This is a genomic window from Mucilaginibacter sp. GW822-FHT03E02 (assembly GCF_058801545.1).
This window is the reverse complement of the sequence record NZ_JBXANJ010000001.1, coordinates 5,089,274-5,107,861: the sequence shown is the minus strand read 5'-3', so window position 1 is coordinate 5,107,861 and position 18,588 is coordinate 5,089,274. Positions and strand designations below refer to the sequence as shown.

Annotated in this window: 18 protein-coding genes; all 18 read left to right on the top strand. The window is 48.2% G+C overall.

What is annotated here, in order from left to right; translation table 11 throughout:
* Positions 1-27: 27 nt before the first annotated feature.
* The 18 genes from AC1RM2_RS21240 (at position 28) to AC1RM2_RS21155 (ending at position 18,583) form a co-directional block, all read left to right on the top strand.
* Complete coding sequence (locus AC1RM2_RS21240; protein ID WP_492987162.1) at positions 28-1,113, top strand: acyltransferase family protein; 1,086 nt, start codon at positions 28-30, stop codon at positions 1,111-1,113.
* Entirely contained in the window at positions 1,097-2,050 is a 954-nt protein-coding gene (locus tag AC1RM2_RS21235; protein WP_492987161.1) for a glycosyltransferase family 2 protein, read from the top strand. The genes AC1RM2_RS21240 and AC1RM2_RS21235 overlap by 17 nt, the downstream gene beginning before the upstream one ends.
* Positions 2,047-3,207, top strand: a complete 1,161-nt coding sequence (locus AC1RM2_RS21230) for a glycosyltransferase family 61 protein (protein ID WP_492987160.1) — start codon at positions 2,047-2,049, stop codon at positions 3,205-3,207. Before AC1RM2_RS21235 ends, AC1RM2_RS21230 begins: the two co-directional genes overlap by 4 nt.
* Positions 3,201-3,737, top strand: a complete 537-nt coding sequence (locus AC1RM2_RS21225; RefSeq protein WP_492987159.1) for an acyltransferase — start codon at positions 3,201-3,203, stop codon at positions 3,735-3,737. Before AC1RM2_RS21230 ends, AC1RM2_RS21225 begins: the two co-directional genes overlap by 7 nt.
* Positions 3,730-4,659, top strand: a complete 930-nt coding sequence (locus tag AC1RM2_RS21220; protein WP_492987158.1) for a glycosyltransferase — start codon at positions 3,730-3,732, stop codon at positions 4,657-4,659. Before AC1RM2_RS21225 ends, AC1RM2_RS21220 begins: the two co-directional genes overlap by 8 nt.
* Positions 4,646-5,641 (top strand): acyltransferase family protein, encoded by a 996-nt coding sequence (locus AC1RM2_RS21215; protein WP_492987157.1) that lies wholly within the window; start codon positions 4,646-4,648, stop codon positions 5,639-5,641. The genes AC1RM2_RS21220 and AC1RM2_RS21215 overlap by 14 nt, the downstream gene beginning before the upstream one ends.
* A 121-nt stretch (positions 5,642-5,762) precedes the next feature.
* The gene (locus AC1RM2_RS21210) at positions 5,763-6,572 is read left to right on the top strand and encodes a glycosyltransferase family 2 protein (RefSeq protein ID WP_492987156.1); all 810 of its coding nucleotides are present in this window, start codon (positions 5,763-5,765) and stop codon (positions 6,570-6,572) included.
* A 23-nt stretch (positions 6,573-6,595) separates the two neighbouring features.
* Complete coding sequence (locus AC1RM2_RS21205) at positions 6,596-7,525, top strand: glycosyltransferase family 2 protein (protein ID WP_492987155.1); 930 nt, start codon at positions 6,596-6,598, stop codon at positions 7,523-7,525.
* Positions 7,525-8,517 carry a glycosyltransferase family 2 protein gene (locus tag AC1RM2_RS21200; protein ID WP_492987154.1) on the top strand — a complete coding sequence of 331 codons (993 nt, stop codon included), beginning with the start codon at positions 7,525-7,527 and terminating at the stop codon, positions 8,515-8,517. The genes AC1RM2_RS21205 and AC1RM2_RS21200 overlap by 1 nt, the downstream gene beginning before the upstream one ends.
* A 5-nt stretch (positions 8,518-8,522) precedes the next feature.
* Positions 8,523-9,551 (top strand): glycosyltransferase family 4 protein, encoded by a 1,029-nt coding sequence (locus AC1RM2_RS21195; RefSeq protein WP_492987153.1) that lies wholly within the window; start codon positions 8,523-8,525, stop codon positions 9,549-9,551.
* Positions 9,548-10,765 carry a glycosyltransferase family protein gene (locus tag AC1RM2_RS21190; RefSeq protein WP_492987152.1) on the top strand — a complete coding sequence of 406 codons (1,218 nt, stop codon included), beginning with the start codon at positions 9,548-9,550 and terminating at the stop codon, positions 10,763-10,765. Before AC1RM2_RS21195 ends, AC1RM2_RS21190 begins: the two co-directional genes overlap by 4 nt.
* A 4-nt stretch (positions 10,766-10,769) precedes the next feature.
* Positions 10,770-12,053 carry a glycosyltransferase gene (locus AC1RM2_RS21185; RefSeq protein WP_492987151.1) on the top strand — a complete coding sequence of 428 codons (1,284 nt, stop codon included), beginning with the start codon at positions 10,770-10,772 and terminating at the stop codon, positions 12,051-12,053.
* Positions 12,040-12,933, top strand: coding sequence for an FkbM family methyltransferase (locus tag AC1RM2_RS21180; RefSeq protein WP_492987150.1), 894 nt, complete (start codon positions 12,040-12,042; stop codon positions 12,931-12,933). Before AC1RM2_RS21185 ends, AC1RM2_RS21180 begins: the two co-directional genes overlap by 14 nt.
* A 1-nt stretch (position 12,934) precedes the next feature.
* The gene (locus tag AC1RM2_RS21175; RefSeq protein WP_492987149.1) at positions 12,935-14,089 is read left to right on the top strand and encodes a glycosyltransferase family 4 protein; all 1,155 of its coding nucleotides are present in this window, start codon (positions 12,935-12,937) and stop codon (positions 14,087-14,089) included.
* Positions 14,079-15,488, top strand: coding sequence for an exosortase Y-associated Wzy-like protein (locus tag AC1RM2_RS21170; RefSeq protein ID WP_492987148.1), 1,410 nt, complete (start codon positions 14,079-14,081; stop codon positions 15,486-15,488). Before AC1RM2_RS21175 ends, AC1RM2_RS21170 begins: the two co-directional genes overlap by 11 nt.
* Positions 15,485-16,624, top strand: a complete 1,140-nt coding sequence (locus tag AC1RM2_RS21165) for an XrtY-associated glycosyltransferase XYAG1 (protein ID WP_492987147.1) — start codon at positions 15,485-15,487, stop codon at positions 16,622-16,624. The genes AC1RM2_RS21170 and AC1RM2_RS21165 overlap by 4 nt, the downstream gene beginning before the upstream one ends.
* Entirely contained in the window at positions 16,621-18,036 is a 1,416-nt protein-coding gene (xrtY, locus tag AC1RM2_RS21160) for an exosortase Y (protein ID WP_492987146.1), read from the top strand. Before AC1RM2_RS21165 ends, xrtY begins: the two co-directional genes overlap by 4 nt.
* Positions 18,029-18,583, top strand: coding sequence for a putative colanic acid biosynthesis acetyltransferase (locus AC1RM2_RS21155; protein WP_492987145.1), 555 nt, complete (start codon positions 18,029-18,031; stop codon positions 18,581-18,583). The genes xrtY and AC1RM2_RS21155 overlap by 8 nt, the downstream gene beginning before the upstream one ends.
* Positions 18,584-18,588 lie beyond the last annotated feature (5 nt).

The following is an 18,588-nucleotide window of genomic DNA, read 5'->3' as shown; positions in this document are numbered from 1 at the left end:
ATTCACCTTCATACTACGGATAAACAAATGGGATTTATAAGATTTTTACTGGCCTGTGCTGTGGTTCTCTGCCATACCAGTACGATCATGGGCTATTCGCCGGTATCCGGTAACCTGGCGGTACAGTGTTTCTATATTATTTCGGGCTTTTATATTGCCATGGTACTGACCGAAAAATATGACCGGCCCGGCGGCAATTACCAGTTTTACGTCAACCGTGCGTTGAAGATCTATCCGGCATACTGGCTCATCCTCATATTGCTGATTGGCTGGAGTGTCGCCGTTTACTATTTTCATTACCCGAGCACGCTCGATTTTTATACCCGGTATGCCCACCCTGCGCCGCTGACCCTGTTGTATCTCGTACTGGCCAACCTGCTGATCATCGGGCTCGACTGGACATTCTTTTTCGGGATCCGTCAAAACGGCCAATTGTATTTTACCAATGACTTTAACAAAACACGGCCCTCAGTTTATAATTTCGGTTTCAACAGCATCGCCTGGACCGTCGGTGTGGAGCTGGCCTTTTACCTGTTCGCGCCCTGGCTCAGTAAACGCAAATACCCGATCCTGCTGGTGTTATTTTTGGCGAGTTTGGGGCTGAGGTGCTTACTGGCCTGGCAGTACACAGACCGTATGCCCTGGAACTATATGTTTTTTCCAACCCAGCTGATGTTTTTTATTGCGGGTATCTTCTCTTACCGCTTTTACACCACCTATGTTAAAAACAAAGCGGGTCTTTTGATGCAATTTGGACTGTACGGGCTTTTGATAGCCGTCGTATTATTTTATTACCAGTTTTTCCAGGAAACTTACCTGAAACAATCGCTGTTATTCCTCAGCGTGGCCGTGTTCATGCCATTTGCCTTTGAAGCCACCAGGAAAAGCCGCGCAGACCGTTTTTTAGGGAACCTGTCGTACCCGATTTATATCAGTCAAAGTTTCGTAATCAAATTTGTTTTTGCCCGACGGTTTCCGAAGGTTATCGACCTGGGGTTTACTTCCCTGCTAACCGTGGTCCTGCTGGCCCTGTTGATCAATATTTTGCTGATGGAGCCAATTGAAAAGCTCAAGGCAAAAAGACTAAACCGTTTGCATGCCCCTGCTGCCTAGCCCCAACAACGTTCCGGAACAACTGCCATGCGCCCTGCTCGTGCCCTGCTTTAATGCAGCGCGTTATGTCGACCGGTTCTTACAAGACCTTTCGGCATTGCATACCCCTTTTGATGAAGTTATTTTTTTTGACGATGCCAGTACGGACGACACCGCGGCGTTATTAACAGCCCGGGGCTTCCGTGTCATCGCCGGTAAAGAGAACCGGGGCCCGGGGTATGCCCGTAACCGGCTTGCCGAAGCGGCCTCCTGCCCCTATATTCACTTTCACGATATCGATGACGAATTCAACCCGTCCTTTTTATCACTGACCGGCGGTAAAATGGCAGCGGCCGATGTTGTTTTGGGGTACGCAGACTGGATCGACGCGGTGAGCAGGCAGCCCGTTATTCAATGGCGGTATGATGAGGGCGGGATCTCAGCCGCTCCGCTGGCTTATTTTATAAGCCACCCGCTGGGCGTTATCAATACCGTCTATAAGAAATCGGCGTTCCTGGAAGTGCAGGGTTTCAGCGAACACATCAACTGCTGGGAAGACGCGGATCTGCATATCCGCCTGGCGGCTTCCGGGGCAAGGTTCGCGCTGGTCAGTGAAGTTCTGGCCTATTCCCTGCGACATGAACAGGGCATCAGCCGGGACCAGTCCCGCTGCTGGCATTGCCGGATGCTGTTCCTGGACAGGTACCTGGCCGCTTACCGCAACCAGGTCAGTGACGATATTTTTAACGATGAACTTCAAAGAGCCAAAAACGGTTTGCTGCACAACGGGGCGTACCGGTATCTTGGTGAACTGATCGCCTTAAAAAAACGGTATAACCTGGCCTTAAAAACGGCTAACATCTCGTTCATTTACCTTTTGAGCAGGTGCCTGCCGGCTGCTGCCCTTACGGCGCTGATCCAATCTTCCGTTTACCTGAAAAAAAAGTTCCGGCCTTGATACGCAACATTTTTTATTGGAGCAAAAGGTGGCTGATCGCCTGCCTGACCCGCAATCCTTACCGTGTTGCCGCTTTTAAGCAATTGTATGCCGCAAAACCGGGTACACAGCTGGACCTTCCGGAAACCAGCAACGGCATTTTACTGACCCAACCGGGAGGTCTTACCTGCTATTACCGGGAGCCCAGGTGCCTCAATGGGGAAATCCTTTTACGGTACATAGGCAAAAATCCAAGGTACCTGTCCACAGGCATTTTCAGGGAGCCCGACCGTTATGTTTACAGCCTGGCAGGTGCGGGCATTATCGGGCAGCTGGGATTGGTCTATGACGGGGAAAAAAGGAGTTTTATTGATGAATCTGCACGGGAATGGCTGGACAATATCCGGTTGTCTCCCTATGTAAATGCCTTTCGTTTACCGGTTAAAACGTACCTTGACGGCATAACACTTTCTTTCCTGACCATCGGCGCCGACGGCGGGTTTTATCATTTCCTGCTGGAATCCATGGTGAAAGCAGGCCTGTACGGCTCCCTGCTGGCGCAGGCCGATCACCTGCTGTTCAACGGACCGGCTGTAGATTGGAAACTAAAATGGTTAAAGAGGGCCGGGATCGATACAGCGAAGATCATCTGGATGGATGGCCGCAGTCATTATGAATGCCGGCAGCTCCTGTTTACGAACCGGCTGATCGCCGACCAGCAGATCGGCCGGTGGTGCCTGGATACCTTGAAAAAGCTATTTGACATTCCCGAAGGACATGCCTCCGGGCCGCAGGGACAAAAAATAATCATGATCAGCAGGAAAGGACTGAAAGCCCGGGAACTAGCCTGGGAAAATGAGATCATTACCCGGTTCCCGGGAATCGAAAGTGTTGATTTCTCACGGCTTGATCCTGCTGAAACAATCGCGGTAATGCAAAATGCCACCCATGTGATCGGCCCCCACGGGGCTGGTCTGTGCAATATCTATCTTTGCAGGCCCGGCACAAAAATCCTGGAGATTTATCCCGATGACGTAAGCTATCAGCCTTGCTATCACCGGATCGCCACGATCTGCGGTCTGGACTATGTGCTGATGTACCTCGATTTCAACAATAAACACAACCCGGTAAAGGGATTGACCGCCTTTGCAGAACAGTTTTTAAAATTCACATGCTAAAGCTCCTGTCACAATTGCGCGTAATGGTCCTGAGAAACTTCGGGATCATCATTAAAAAAGAGACGACGCTTTGGCCCCATACCTTTATCAGCAAAGGTTTCGCAAACGGGAAGAAAGGCTGCGTCAGCATCGGCGACCGGTGCGAACTGTCCCAGGGAACGGTCTTAAAAGCTTACGGGGGAAAGATCGAAATAGGTAGCAATACCTTCCTGGGCGAATATGTCATCATTTATGGCCATGGCGGGGTGGAAATCGGGGACAATACGCTGATCGCCATGCATACCTGTATTGTCAGTGCCAACCATACTATTCCGGACAGGAAGACCCTGATCCGTTCGGAAAAGGATATTTTATTGCCCGTAAAAATCGGGAATGATGTGTGGATCGGCGCGGGCGCCAGGATCCTGGGGGGCGTGACGATCGGAGATGGCTGCGTCATCGCTGCCGGCTGCGTTGTATCGAAAAGCTTACCCCCTTACGCTATTGCCGCAGGCGTCCCGGCCAGGATAATCCGTTTCAGAAATGACTGATTTTATCTCGGTAATTCTCCCGACCTATAAACCCGAACCCGACCGGCTCCGGCAAACCATCGCGGGCCTCCGGGAGCAAAGCCTTCCACCCGGGGAATGGGAGCTGATCATCGTGGATAACAATTCACCGGTGCCCGTAACGGCTGATCTGAGCTGGCATCCGCAAAGCATGATCATCAGGGAAAAAAAACAAGGTCTCGCTCATGCCCGGCTGAAAGGGTTTGACCAGGCCAGGGGCAATATCATTATCATGGTGGATGACGACAATATTCTTAACCGGGACTACCTCAGCAATACCCTGGCCATATTCCGGGAAAACAGCGACCTGGGTGCCATCGGGGGAAGAACATTGCCACATTTTGAAGCCCGGCCGCCCCACTGGATCGGTGAATTTTACGGAAATCTTGCCCTCCGGGACCTGGGAACAGCTCCTTTGATCAGCGGCTGGGACTATACCTACCCGGCTTCGGCACCTATCGGTGCCGGGATGGGTATCAGAAAAGCCGCGCTGGGCACCTACCTCAATAACCTACATGCAGGCAGGGATGTTATCCAGGACAGGACCGGTAACGCGCTCAGCTCCGGGGGGGACAATGACCTGGTGCTGGAAATCTTAAAATCGGGCTGGCAGGTTGGTTATTTTCCGTCCCTGTCCCTGGTCCATATCATTCCGCAGCAGCGGGTTCAGGCCGCCTACCTGGCGCGGCTGCTTAACGATACCAACCGGTCCTGGATAGAAGTACTGGAGAAACACCGGATCAATCCCTGGGAAAGCATAATCCCCTGGACGCTGCCTTTCCGGAAAATCAAGGCATGGTTCAGCTACAGGGCCTGGCAGAGCCCGTCCACCTATATCAAATGGCGGGGAGCATGCGGGTTATTTGACGGATTAGCTATCATAAAAAAAAATGCCCAGACATAACCAGGCGATAGACATGCTCAGGTTTTTTGCCGCTTTAGGTGTAGCCCTGTTTCACCTGAACCAGGCGATAGCAACGCAGGACAACTGGTACCGGAACACCGTCAGGCACGGCTCCCTCGGTGTTCCCGTTTTTTTCGTCGTCAGCGGTTATTGTATCATCCTGTCCGCTCAAAACGCCGGTAATACCCGGGATTTCCTTTGCAGGAGATTTTTCCGCATTTACCCGGCTTACTGGGTCAGCCTGGCCGTTGTATTGGCGGCTGCTTTTTTTCAAAAGCTTTATATCGGTGCAAACGCTGTTCATTTCCTGCCCAGAAACCTGGCCGGGGTTGTAGCCGCGATCACGCTGACAACAGCGCCGCTTTCTCCCATCCCGACGATCAACTGGGTCTACTGGTCCTTAAGCTGCGAGCTGCTTTTTTATCTTGTCGTTTCCCTGATTATCCCCTTTGATAAAAAAAGGATGATTTATTTCCTGGCCGGTATTTCCCTATTATCAGCCGTACTGCCCGAACAGCATACCGGGCTGCTGTTTTTTTTAGATCACTGGCCCGCATTCGGGATGGGCATCAGCATTTATTATTTGACCGGTTCTGCAAATTTATTGTCCTGGTCCCAGGCCATCGGGTTAACCCTGATCAGCCTCTTCGGATTATGGAGCAAGTTTGGCCCGCAACCTGAATATATCGCGGTAGCCTTGTTCACTTTTGGCCTGATCATCCTCAGCAATAAAATCCATATCCCCGGGAACCGGTTTGCAGCCTGGGGGCGGTATTCCTATTCGGTATATTTAATCCATGTACCCGTGGGGGTATTCCTTTTAGGACTCTTCGAAGCGAAAGCTATTCAACAAAATCCTTTTTATAACCTGGTGTATGACCTTTCGGTCTTCACCCTGATTACGATCCTGGCCAGGGTCATGTTTAACCGGGTTGAAATGCCCGCGATAGCCTTCGGCAAAAAAACAGTTCAAAAAAAATAAAACGCGCTTGATTCAATCCGTTATTGACACCCTCTACCGCCATCCCCTGTCCGCATTAAAACGATTGGCAAAATTCGGTGGGTACTTCAGCTACAGGCGAATGATGTACAACCGAAGTCTAATGGAAAAAGCAGCGATGTTGTTACCTCCCGTCCATTCGGTAGCGGATGGTTTGCCGGTTTACTTTCTCACCGGCAAAAAGTACCTTTACCAGACTTTGTTTTGTATCCGGTCATTATCCAGCAACAGCACCGAGCATTTCCATTTTATCTTAGTCGATGACGGAAGTTTTGACGCCCCTTTCATCCACCTGATCAACAGGCAGCTTCCGGGCGTAACGGTCATTTCCAGGGATAGCGTCGAACAAAACCTGGAACAATACCTGCCGGAGAGCCGTTATCCCGCCCTGAGAAATAAGCGGGCGGAGTACCCGCATATCAAGAAGCTCACCGATATCCATACGCTGCCCGGCGGAAGCTGGAAACTGGTGATCGATTCTGATATGCTGTTCCTGGACGAACCTGCAGCCATGATCGGCTGGCTGAAAAATCCCGGTATACCCATACACATGCAGGACTGTAAAGAGTCCTATGGTTATTCGCAGGAGCTTATGGAACAATTGACCGGCGCCAGGATACCCCCATTGCTGAATGTAGGGATCATTGGCCTGAACAGCGCACAGGTCAATTGGGACAAGCTGGAGACCTGGGTCAGCATACTGGAAGAAAAAGAAGGAAAAACGTATTACCTGGAGCAGGCGCTGTCCGCGATGCTGGTCAGTGCCGGCCCCGCAGTCATCTTACCTGCGGACCGTTATATCGTTAACCCCGGAACCCCGGAAATCATCCATGGTTCCGGCATTTTACATCATTACGTCGACCTTTCGAAAAAAGGTTATTATAACCTGGCCTGGAGGAGGTTTATGCCGTGAACGAGCGCTTAATCTCTATCTGCATGCCCGCTTATAATGCCGGGGACTACATCCTGCAATCGGTCGGCTCGGTCCTCGGCCAGTCCTACTCCAACTGGGAGCTCATTATTGTCAACGACGGCTCCACGGATCAAACGGCAAAGGTCCTGGAGGGTATTTCAGATCCGCGGGTAAAGGTTTATCACCAGGAAAACCGGGGACAATGCGCAGCGGCAAACCGGGCATTCCGTCTTTCAGGCGGCCAGCTGATCAAGTTCATGGATGCCGATGACCTGCTCTCGCCGGATTTCCTGCATGCGCAAGTGGCAGTTCTGCACAATGCCGACAGCGATATTGCCTATGCCTGCTGGGGCAGGTTTTATCAGGACGACCTGTCAACGTTTAAACCGGATACCGGGACTGTCCGGGGGAATATGCAACCTTTCGCCTGGCTGACGGCATCGATGGCCGGCCGGGAAGTCATGCTGCAATGTGCCCTGTGGCTTATTCCCAGGTCCTTGCTGGACAAAGCCGGGCTGTGGAATGAGGAGCTTTCCCTGATCAATGATTTCGAATTCTTTATCCGCGTACTGCTCAGCGCAAATAAACTGAAGTATGCCGGGACGGCCATATTGTATTACCGCAGCGGCGTATCCGGCTCCTTGTCATCCGGAAATTCGGCCAAAGCAGCCTGCTCTGCTTTCCGGTCTATTGACCTGGGCACAAGCCACCTCCTGCGCTACTCCGGTGCCCCGGAAGTCAAACAAATAGCGGCCGACTGTTTCCGGCGCTTCACTTTTGCTTTTTACCCGGATTACCCGGAACTCATCAACCGGGCGGAGCAGCGGATAAAAGAGCTCGGCGGTTCGGACATCCTTTTTCCCGCGGGCGGCGTTACCTGGGTGCTGGCTGCGCTGCTGGGCTGGAAAAATGCAAAAAAAATCAAAAAACTACTTCAGCAAAAATTTTCCTGATGGCTGCCTGCAGGATATATCTTTTCACTTATAAAAGAAATCATTTGCTGCCCCGTGCGGTAAGCAGTCTGCGCAACCAGACTTTTACAGACTGGGTTTGCGAGCTGCACAATGACGACCCGGCCGACCGGTTCCCCGCGGAGTATATCAGGTCCCTGCAAGACGACAGGTTCATGGTGCACGACCACGCGGTCAATATGGGCGCTGTCCGAAGCTTTAACCTCGCGTTTGCAGGCTGCCGGGAATCTTACGCCAGCATACTGGAAGATGACAACTGGTGGGAACCGGCGTTTTTATCCGTAATGATTGCTTTACTGGACAAAGAATCTGGTATAAATGTCGCCTGGAGCAATATGCGCCTGTGGCGGGAAAAGAGCGGTAACCGCTGGGAAGATCTTAAGCAGACGATCTGGCCCGCCGGAGATCAAACCAGCCTGATTTTATGGCCCTCAGAAAAGCAGGCCATGGCGGCGCTTCATTCCAACAGCGGCCTGCTGTACCGGGGGGCCGGTGCCGCAGCTTATATTGTACCGGAAAATGTGCTGCTAAACGCCGTAGAACTGGTACGGGAACGGTCATTCGAACACCCCCTATGCCTTTGTCACCAGCCGCTGGCAAATTTCGCAGTTACTCTTGAGACCAACCGGACAAATGACCCGTATACCTGGATAGCGACGCAGGTCATGCTGCTGGCCAGTTTTATCGAAGCCGCCGGTGACAGAACGGCGGCATTTCAGGAAAGCTTAAAGTTCCACCGCCGGCTAAAACCAAGCCCGGTAGCTAACTTTTTTTTGGCGAATACGCTTATTATCCGTGATAAAAAACTAAACCGGCTACTGACTTTCTCCGACTGGTTACGAACCGGCAAATGGCTGTTAAGAAATGGGCACCGGTTATCCTATATTAAAAATTACCTCAGCTCCCAGGCAGGCACCTATGATTTTCTTTTGCAGAAAACCAGGATGCGGTACCGGGAATCAAAACCAAAATAATCGCATTGAAAATTGCCATCATCGTTAATCCACTTATTCCTGTTCCCCCGGAGCAATATGGCGGGATAGAGCGTATCGTCTATATGCTGATACAGGAACTGACAAAAAAAGGCCATGCCATTACCCTCTATGCCCACGAAGATTCCAGGCCCAATTGCCGGCTCGTCGGCTACCGGGAGTCTGCGGCCTATGGTATAAAAGATTTCATCCGGGTCAACAGCCTGACAGCTGGAATTGCGCTTCAGCGGTTCGACCTGGTGCACACTTTCGGCCGGATGAGCAATATTGCTTTACTGATGCTGTTCGGGCTGCCCAAAGTGGTATCCTACCAGCTCCCGCCGACGATTGCACAGGTCAAAAAGGCAAATCAGATAGCCCGGAAAAACTCGCTTTATTTTACCGCCTGCAGTAATCATATTGCCCGGCAGCTTGAGGGCATCGCCCACGTGACGACCATCTACAATGGGGTCGGGATGAAAGACTATGCTTTTAACGGCCAGGTTCCCCCGGATGCACCGCTTGTATTTCTGGGCAGGATACAACAGGAAAAAGGAACGGATATTGCCATTCAGGTTGCCTTAAAAACGGGGCGGCAATTAATTATCGCGGGTAATATCCCTGCAGAGCCGCATCACCGGCTGTATTTTGAGGAACAGGTGGCCCCCTTTATTGACCAGCAACAGATCCGGTATATCGGCCCTGTCAATAATGCCCAGAAAAACGATTTGCTCCGGAACGCAGGGGCGATGCTGATGCCGGTGACCTGGGATGAACCTTTTGGCATCGTCATGGCCGAAGCGCTGGCCTGCGGCACGCCGGTTATCGGTTTCAACCGTGGGGCGATACCGGAAGTCATTACCGATGGCATCAACGGTTTTGTATGCGAAACCCTGGAAGAAATGATTGCGGCGGTTGAATGTTCGGGCGAAATAGACCGGCGGAATTGCAGGGCTGTTGCCGAAGAAAGGTTCAGTTCAGGTGTATTGGCCGGGCAGTATCAACAGCTTTACCGCGAAATTACAGCCAGGCATTGACACATATCACCTTAATTACGACAGGCCAGCCAACAACTAACCCCAGGCTGGTTAAGGAAGCTGAAACCTTGCGCGGACTTGGCTACCAGGTAAAAGTCATCTATTGTTTTTACCAGGCCTGGGCACAAAAATTCGACGGGGAAATAACTGCACGCGAACCGGGCATGTACATTTGCTGCGGCGGTGACCCTGTGGAGCAAAAATGGCTTTATTTTAAAACCCGGCTTCGTCAGAAACTTTGCACCTTGCTTTTTAAATACAAAAAGAAAACTTGGATAGCCGAAAACGCGATCAGCCGTACACACGCGGAAGCACTTGCCGAAGCAAAAAAAACCAGGTCTGCTATTTATATAGCACATAACCTGGGCGCCTTGCCGGCTGCCATCCGGGCGGCAACATACTGGCAAGCAAAAGCTGGATATGATGCAGAAGATATGCACTCCGGGCAGTTTAGTTCCATGAAGGATAACCTGTATCTGCTCAATAAATATATTGAAGAAAAATACTTCCCGCAGACAGTCTATTTCAGCGCGGCTAGTCCGCTCATCGCCCGTAATTATTTGCGTTTGTATCCCTACCTGAAGCCAGTCGTTATCAATAATGTATTCCCGAAAACAAAACTTGCTATCCGGGAAAATTATAAGAACGGCGGGCCGCTTAAACTATTTTGGTTTTCGCAAACCATCGGCGGAGACCGGGGCATTGAACTTATCATTAAAGCCATCAGTCAAACCGGAGACTTTGTTGAGTTACATTTATTGGGGAACTGCGCTCCAGCTGACCGGAATTTGCTGCTCATCTTCGCCGGGGAACAGGGCCTCGGTGACAACCAGTTGCACTTTCATGAGCCCGTCGCTGCCGATGAACTTTTTACCTTCGCCGCTCAGTTCGATATCGGAATGGCCAGTGAAACCGGTTCAACGCTGAACCGGGACATTTGTCTTACCAATAAAATATTCACCTACCTGCAATCCGGACTGGCCATCCTGGCGAGCGACACCCAGGGTCAGCAGCTTTTTATGCAGCAACACCCGGCATCAGGTCACATATACGACAAAAACGACGCAGCTGCCTTAACGGGGCTGCTAAAGCATTATGCGGAAAACCCGGCTTTGTTATACCACACGAGGCTGGAGAATTACCGCTTAGGGCAAACGGCATTAAACTGGGAGACCGAAAGCCGGATATTTATCCACCAGATCCGGAACAGCTAGCATATTGAAAAAACGCCTCCTCATCGTCTCCCCATACTTCCCCCCTGTAAATGCAGCGGATATGCAGCGGGTACGTATGAGCCTGCCCTATTTTGAAGCCAGCGGCTGGGAAGCCGAAGTCATCACCGTGGATGATCGGCACAGCGACCTGCCCGCGGATGAATTGCTTTTACAAAGTATCCCAACGGAGGTCGGCATCCATAAAGTTAAAGCGCTGAAAAAAAACCTGACATCCAAACTAGGGCTGGGCAGCATTGCTTTGCGGTCGTTATGGTTTTACAGGCAAAAAATAAAGGAACTTTTAAAAACACAAGCCTACGACCTGATCTATTTTTCGACTACCCAATTCCCGGTTTGCATTTTGGGCGCTTATTTTAAAAAACGCTATGGTATCCCCTACGTCATTGACATGCAGGACCCCTGGTTTTCCGATTATTATGAGGATAAACCCAAAGCTCAAAGGCCACCCAAATACTGGTTCTCCTATCGCCTGAACAAATACCTGGAGCCTGTAGCGATGAAGCATGTGGACGGCCTGATCAGCGTGTCTGATGATTATATCAGCGACCTGAAAAAACGCTACCCGGTAATTAAGGCCATTCCGTCAGCAACCATAACTTTCGGGGCGTTTGAGCCAGATATACAGATAGCAGAACAGAACAGGAATGCCTTCCCCAATCTGCTCGACTCCAAATACACCAATGTCGTATACATCGGTCGCGGCGGTGTCGATATGCATCGCGCAATTATTCCGCTGTTTAAAGCCATCAGATCAGAATTGGATAAAGGCAACGAAGCTTTAAAATTATTACAGTTATATTTTATAGGTACAAGTTATGCCCCCAACGGACAGGGCAAGCCAAGCATTTTACCACTTGCCCGGCAACTGGGCGTTGCAGACAATGTAATTGAAATTACAGACAGGATAAGCTACTATCATACACTGATCACCCTGCAACAGGCCGATGGCTTGTTTATTCCAGGCTCGGACGACCCTAAATACACGGCCTCAAAAATTTATCCGTATCTGCTTACCAAAAAGCCTTTACTGGCTATCTTTAACAAGGCAAGTTCGGCTGTAAATATTATGAAGGAGTACGGTGTTAAATCGGTTTATGACTATGATACCGTTAGCGATGCCAATATCAACCTATTCCTGCTATCTTTAATCAGCGGCCACGTTGAACCGCCTCCATATCATCCCGAAGTTGTAAATAAATATTCGGCAAGGCAAATGACCATACACCAGTGCAAACTTTTTGACAGCGTTATCAGTGGGAAAAATTAAAAGAACATTCGGTTTTATATTAAACCATCCTTTAGGTAAAAGGCATCCGCTTAAAACGTTTATCCGCTTTTTAACCTGGCAGGTTCAAAGCAGTATACAACCGGCTAAGTTTATGGTAAAGCCTTTTATTGCCGGTATCCGTTTTTATGCGCGCAAGGGTTTAACAGGTATTACCGGCAATATTTACACCGGCCTGCACGAGTTTGATGACATGGCGTTTCTGTTGCATTTATTACAGCCCGGCGATGTTTTTTTTGATATTGGCGCCAATGCCGGCTCGTATACTTTATTGGCTTCGGGCGTTTGCAAAGCCAAAACCATTGCCATTGAGGCCTCTGCAAATACGGCAGCGATAACTGCCAAAAACATCAGCCTGAATAAACTGGAGGATAAAGTTACTTTGATAAACGCTGCAGCAGGCGCAACAGCAGGCTTGTTAAACTTCTCCAGAAACGAAGATACGACCAACCACATTATCAGCCCCGGCGAAAGCGCAGAAACCGATGTGGAAACGGTAAATGTCATCAGTATTGATTCCCTGATCTTTGCTGATAAACCCGCCCTCCTGAAAATTGATGTGGAAGGCTTCGAAACTGAAGTGTTAAAAGGGATGATTGACACCTTAAAGCTGCCGATACTTAAAGCCATTATTATTGAACTGAATGGCAGTGGTTTACGCTACGGTTTTAATGAAGATGATATCCACCAAACACTTTTGTCGATCGGTTTTAAGCCATACCAATATGATCCTTTTAAACGGGAACTGCAGTTGATGGATTCATTTGGCAGTTATAATACCATTTATTGCCGCGATGAAGCATTTATAAAATCGCGTGTAAAAGCATCCAAAGGATTTAAAATTATGGGCGAAATTATTTAAGATGCGTTTAGCGATCATTACTACCCATCCCATCCAGTATTATGCCCCGGTATTCAAATTATTGGCCGGGCGAATAGACGTTAAAGTGTTTTATACCTGGGGCAATGGGGCGCAGAAAAAATTTGATCCGGGCTTTGGCAAAACCGTTACCTGGGATATCCCGCTGCTGGATGGCTATACATACGAGTGGGTTAAAAACACAGCCCCGAATCCGGGTTCGCATCATTTTAAGGGGATAATCAATCCAGGCCTTATCCATCAAATACAAGCCTGGCAGGCCGATGCTATTTTGGTTTACGGCTGGGCATATGATAGCCATTTAAAGGCCATCAGGCATTTTAAAAACAAAATACCGGTTTATTTTCGTGGCGACTCGACACTGCTGGATATGAAGACCGGCGCTAGACAGTTATTGCGAGCTGTTTTTTTAAGATGGGTTTACAGCCATGTTGATCATGCTTTTTATGTAGGCAGCAATAATTGCGCTTACTTTAAAAAATATGGGTTGAAGGCCAGCCAGCTTAGCTTTGCGCCACACGCCATTGATAACGACCGGTTTACGGCGAAAAAAAGTGAGGAGGCTTCCAAAATCAGGCCGGGTTTGGGGGTTAAGCCCACTGATGTTTTAATATTGTTTGCCGGTAAATTCGAAGACAAAAAATCACCCCTTTTATTGCTGAATGCTTTTTTAACTTTGAACATGCCAAATACGCATTTATTATTTGTTGGTGACGGTATTTTGGAGGGGGCTTTAAAAACAGCCGCAGGTAAAAACAAGCATGTTCATTTTATACCCTTTCAAAATCAATCAGCAATGCCCGCTTTATACCAGGCCTGTAACCTGTTTTGCCTGCCTTCGAAAGGACCGGGCGAAACCTGGGGGCTTGTTGTAAACGAAGCTATGGCGGCTGGTAAACCGGTGTTGGTATCTGATAGATGCGGCTGCGCAGCGGACCTGGTAATCCCGGGTGTTACGGGCGATATATTCGAAGCGGGTAATATATCATCTCTAACAAAAAAACTAAATTTACTCTTGGCGGATAAAAGCAAGCTGACGATTTTAGGGCACCAAGCAGAAGAGGAAATAGCTAACTGGAGTTTTAGCAAACAGGCAGGTGCGATGCTCAGTGTAATCAAGCATACCCATGCAAACTAACCAGGCCCCTTTAGAACGCATTCTTGTATTGTATATCCCCTGGGCATTGGCTGCTATGCTAAGCAGTGATGCCCAACTGTCGTACATGATCGCCTGGCTTGGGTCGTTCCTTATATTTTTCCTGACCTTAACCGGCTGGGTAAGGGCCATACCGGATGACAGGAGCGTGGCTGAACAGTTGATGCGCCCGGTCTTTTTGGTGCAGATCATTTTTGCCGGTTACATGGCCTGTACTTCCATATTTTATTTTATGGATGTACTGGGCTACCAAAATTTTGAAAAAGTGGGAACGACACTCGTTGACCAGAACCGCCTGCAGTACACCGCACAATGCCAGCGCTATTATTGTTTGGCCCATGCCGCATTCGTATCCGGAATTTTAATGTTTATGGATTATAGCACCAAATCCAAGTACTATATGCCCAAAGATAAGCTGGCCAATTTACTGATGATGTTTGCGGTTGTCAGCTTTCCGGCTTCGATATTGTTTACCACGATACCGGGACTATCGCAGTTTTCAAACCAATTCAGCTCGCTTAGCTTTATTTCCGGAACACTGGCACTGGCATTTGCCATCCCACTTAAAAAAATTGGAAACACGATTATCTGTATCGCCTTTTATTTTTTCAATTTTTACACTGCTTTAACCTCGGGTTTTAAAGAACCTATTATCATCAGTGTACTGGTTTTGGGTGTATTCCTCTATCCGAGTTATAAAAAGCTGGTAGCAGGCATCTTTATCCCGCTGCTGCTGCTTTTATTCATGTTCCTGCCCACCTACAACCGTATTTTCAGGCAAAATGCGTGGTCGGGCGATGCCTCGGCTGACGAAGCAACACAATTGGCGCTTGATGCCGCATTAAACAGCGATTCGGGCGATCAGGACGATTCCAACTGGGGTTTTCTCGCTTACCGTCTGAGCGAAATCGATATGTTTATCAAATTCACCCAGTCGACCCCGAAAAATATCGATTTTTATGGCACAAAACTGCTTAAACAATCGGGAATGGCCATTGTTCCGCGCATTTTCTGGCCGGAAAAACCGAGCACCGAAGACCTGATCATGGAGCGGGTTTATGATGCAGGGGTAGTTAACAGGGCCTCAAGCGTGTCCGCAAAGCCCGCCTTTATTGTCGATGCCTATCTTACCGGAGGAGGCCTGGCTATTTTCGTTATCATGCTGATTTACGGAGCCCTGGCGCAAATTATCTCTGTTAAGGCCGAGCGGCTTTTTGGCGGATATATCCTGGGAACCGCGCTGGTGTTCAGCGGCCTGTTTCAGATTATGTGGCGCGGCTTGAGTTTTGAATTCCTGGTTAATAATATTTTCTGGAGTTACATCAGCATGCTGGTGATCCATAAAATACTTATTGCATCTCATATTTTAAAAGAGGTTTGAAAATTCTGCAAATTTCGGCATCGTACAAACCTGCCTACATTTATGGCGGGCCAACCATGTCGGTAGCCATGTTAAGCGAGCAACTGGTCAATGCAGGCTGTGAAGTGAATGTATTTGCCACCACAGCCAACGGTATTTCCGAACTTGGTGTAACGCCAAACCAAGCTATAACGGTTGACGGCGTAAGCGTTACCTATTTTAAACGCGTTACAAAAGACCATAGCCACTTATCGCCGGCATTATTAACAGCTGTTTGGAGGAATGTTAAAACTTATGATGCTATACATATCCACGCCTGGTGGAACCTTGTTTCGGTACTATCCTGCCTTATCGCCGTTGTGCGTGGCGTGCCTGTAGTCGTATCGGCGAGGGGGACATTAAGCCCCTATTCTTTTCAAAATAAAAACAGGTTTATAAAATTACTCGTCCATAACTTGCTAAGTAAACCTGTTTTAAAACGCTGCCATATCCACGCCACTTCGCTACGGGAAAGTGAAGCCGTCAGTAGCATCATCACGCCTAAAAGCTCAACTACGATACCTAATTTTGTAAAGCTCCCGGTTTACCAACCCTTCGCAAAAAACTCAGTAGCGGCTCCAATTAAACTGTTGTTTTTTTCAAGGATCGAAGAAAAAAAAGGTCTCGATTTGTTGATCAATGCCTTACCATTAATCAAAACTAACTATCATCTCACCATTGCTGGTAGCGGCAGCCAAACCTATGTTGATAGCCTGAAACAGTTAGCTGCCGGTAATGGCGTTAGCGACAAAATAACCTGGGCTGGCTTTATTAATGAGGAGAAATTTGAGGTGCTGCAAAAACACGACCTTTTTGTCTTGCCATCCTATGATGAAAACTTTGGCAATGCAGTAATTGAAAGCCTGAGCGTTGGTACCGCAGTACTCATTAGTAAAGAAGTTGGCCTCGCCGGTTATGTTAGTAAAAACCAGCTTGGCTGGTTATGCGAAACAAGCGCAGTATCTGTTGCTGAAATGATTGACCAGGTATCAGCCCTTCCACTCGAAATGGAACACATCAGGCTACAAGCGCCTGGTATAATCGACATAGATTTTAGTGCCAGCCGCCTGGTTGAAAAATATTTAGGTTTGTATACAAAAATCAGCAAAAAGCATTGATGCCGCCGTATTCATTTATTATTCTTACCTATAACGAAGAACAGCACCTGCCCCGCCTGCTGGAATCTATTGCCGGGTTAAATGCGCCTGTTTTTATTTTAGACTCGGGCAGCGAGGATGATACGATCTCGATAGCACAAAAAGTTGGGGCTACTATTTTGCAGCACGCTTTCGAAAATCACCCTAAACAGTGGGACTTCGCGCTAAAGAACTTTGATATCAAAACTCCCTGGGTTATTTGTTTAGATGCCGACCAGGTAGTTACCCCCGAACTGAAAGAGAAACTGATTGCATTTAAAGTTGAAGACTACGAGGATATCAATGGTATTTACTTTAACCGAAAGAATTTTTTTAAAGGCAGCTGGATAAAACATGGCGGGTATTATCCTTTTTACCTGCTTAAAATGATCCGTTTTGGTGTGGGTTACTCCGATCTGAATGAAAATATGGACCACCGCTTCATCGTACCCGGCAAAACCGAGATTTGGAAAGATAGCCATATCCTGGAGGAAAACCTGAAAGAAAACAACATTAGTTTCTGGATAGCCAAGCACAACCGGTACAGCGATTTGCTGGCACAGGAGGAGGTAGAACGTATGCAGAAAATGCGGCAACAAACCCTCAAGCCTTCATTGTTTGGCTCGCCCGATGAGCGTACGGCCTGGCTTAAGCAGTTGTGGTGGCAATTGCCCCGCTACGTAAGGCCATTGCTTTACTTTACTTACCGGATGATATTCCAATTGGGCATATTAGAAGGGCGTATAGGCGTCATATTCCATTTTTTGCAGGGTTTCTGGTTCAGGCTGATCGTGGATGTTAAAATTGACGAGATCCTTAAAAACAAACAGCCAAACACACCTGCAAACCCGGGTCTACTCTCGCCCGGCAAATTTGTATTCAAGTTCCTGTTTCTGTTCCTGCTTTTCTATTATTTTAACATTTTATTTTTCGGGATAACCAACCCGGGCAGCCATTATTACCCGTTTTTGGCTAATCATTTAAATTACATACAGGGCCTGCGTTGGTTATTATTGAGTATGAGCGCCCAGGTACTCAACTGGCTTGGCTTTGCGGCTATTCATAATGGTAGCGAATTGCTGGTTGCCGGCAAAGGGGCTATTATCCTGGTGTACTCGTGCCTTGGCCTTGGGCTGATGAGCTTTTTTGCGGCATTTGTAATTGCCTATCCTAAAAAAACAAAACAAAAATTGATCTTTTTAACTTCGGGGATTGTAGCCATCCAGCTTTTAAACATTCTGCGTTTTGTACTACTGGCCCTGTTCTGGAATAAAAATGCAAGCCGTATAATTGACCACCACACCATATTTAATATCATTTTGTACACCATTATTATGATAAGCCTGTATTTTTGGGTAAAACAAAATGATAACTGCCCAGATAAACATGCATAAAACCGACCTGTCGACTTATAATAACCACCCTTTTCACCCGGGTGGCAACGCTTTAAAAAGGCTGATATGGTTTTATGTGAATGCTGCTTTTTTCAAAACCAGTTTTATACCTTCAAGTAGTTTCAAAGTATTTTTATTGCGGATGTTTGGCGCCAGGATAGGAAAAAAAGTAACTATAAAACCTTGCGTAAATATCAAGTATCCCTGGTTTTTACAAATTGGCGATAACACCTGGATTGGCGAAAACGTTTGGATAGACAGCCTGGTGATGATTAGCATTGGCGCCAACGTATGTTTATCGCAGGGGGCCGTGTTGCTTACCGGCAGCCACAACTATAAAACGACATCATTTGATTTGATAACCAAAAGCGTAATTTTAGAAGACGGTGTTTGGATAGGCGCTGCTGCAATAGTAAACCTGGGCATAACCGCAGGCAGCCATGCTGTACTTACCGCCGGCTCCATAGCCACAAAAAACCTGGAACCATACAGCATTTACCAGGGTAACCCTGCAGTAAAAATCCGCGACCGCGAAATCGGCCTATAAATAAT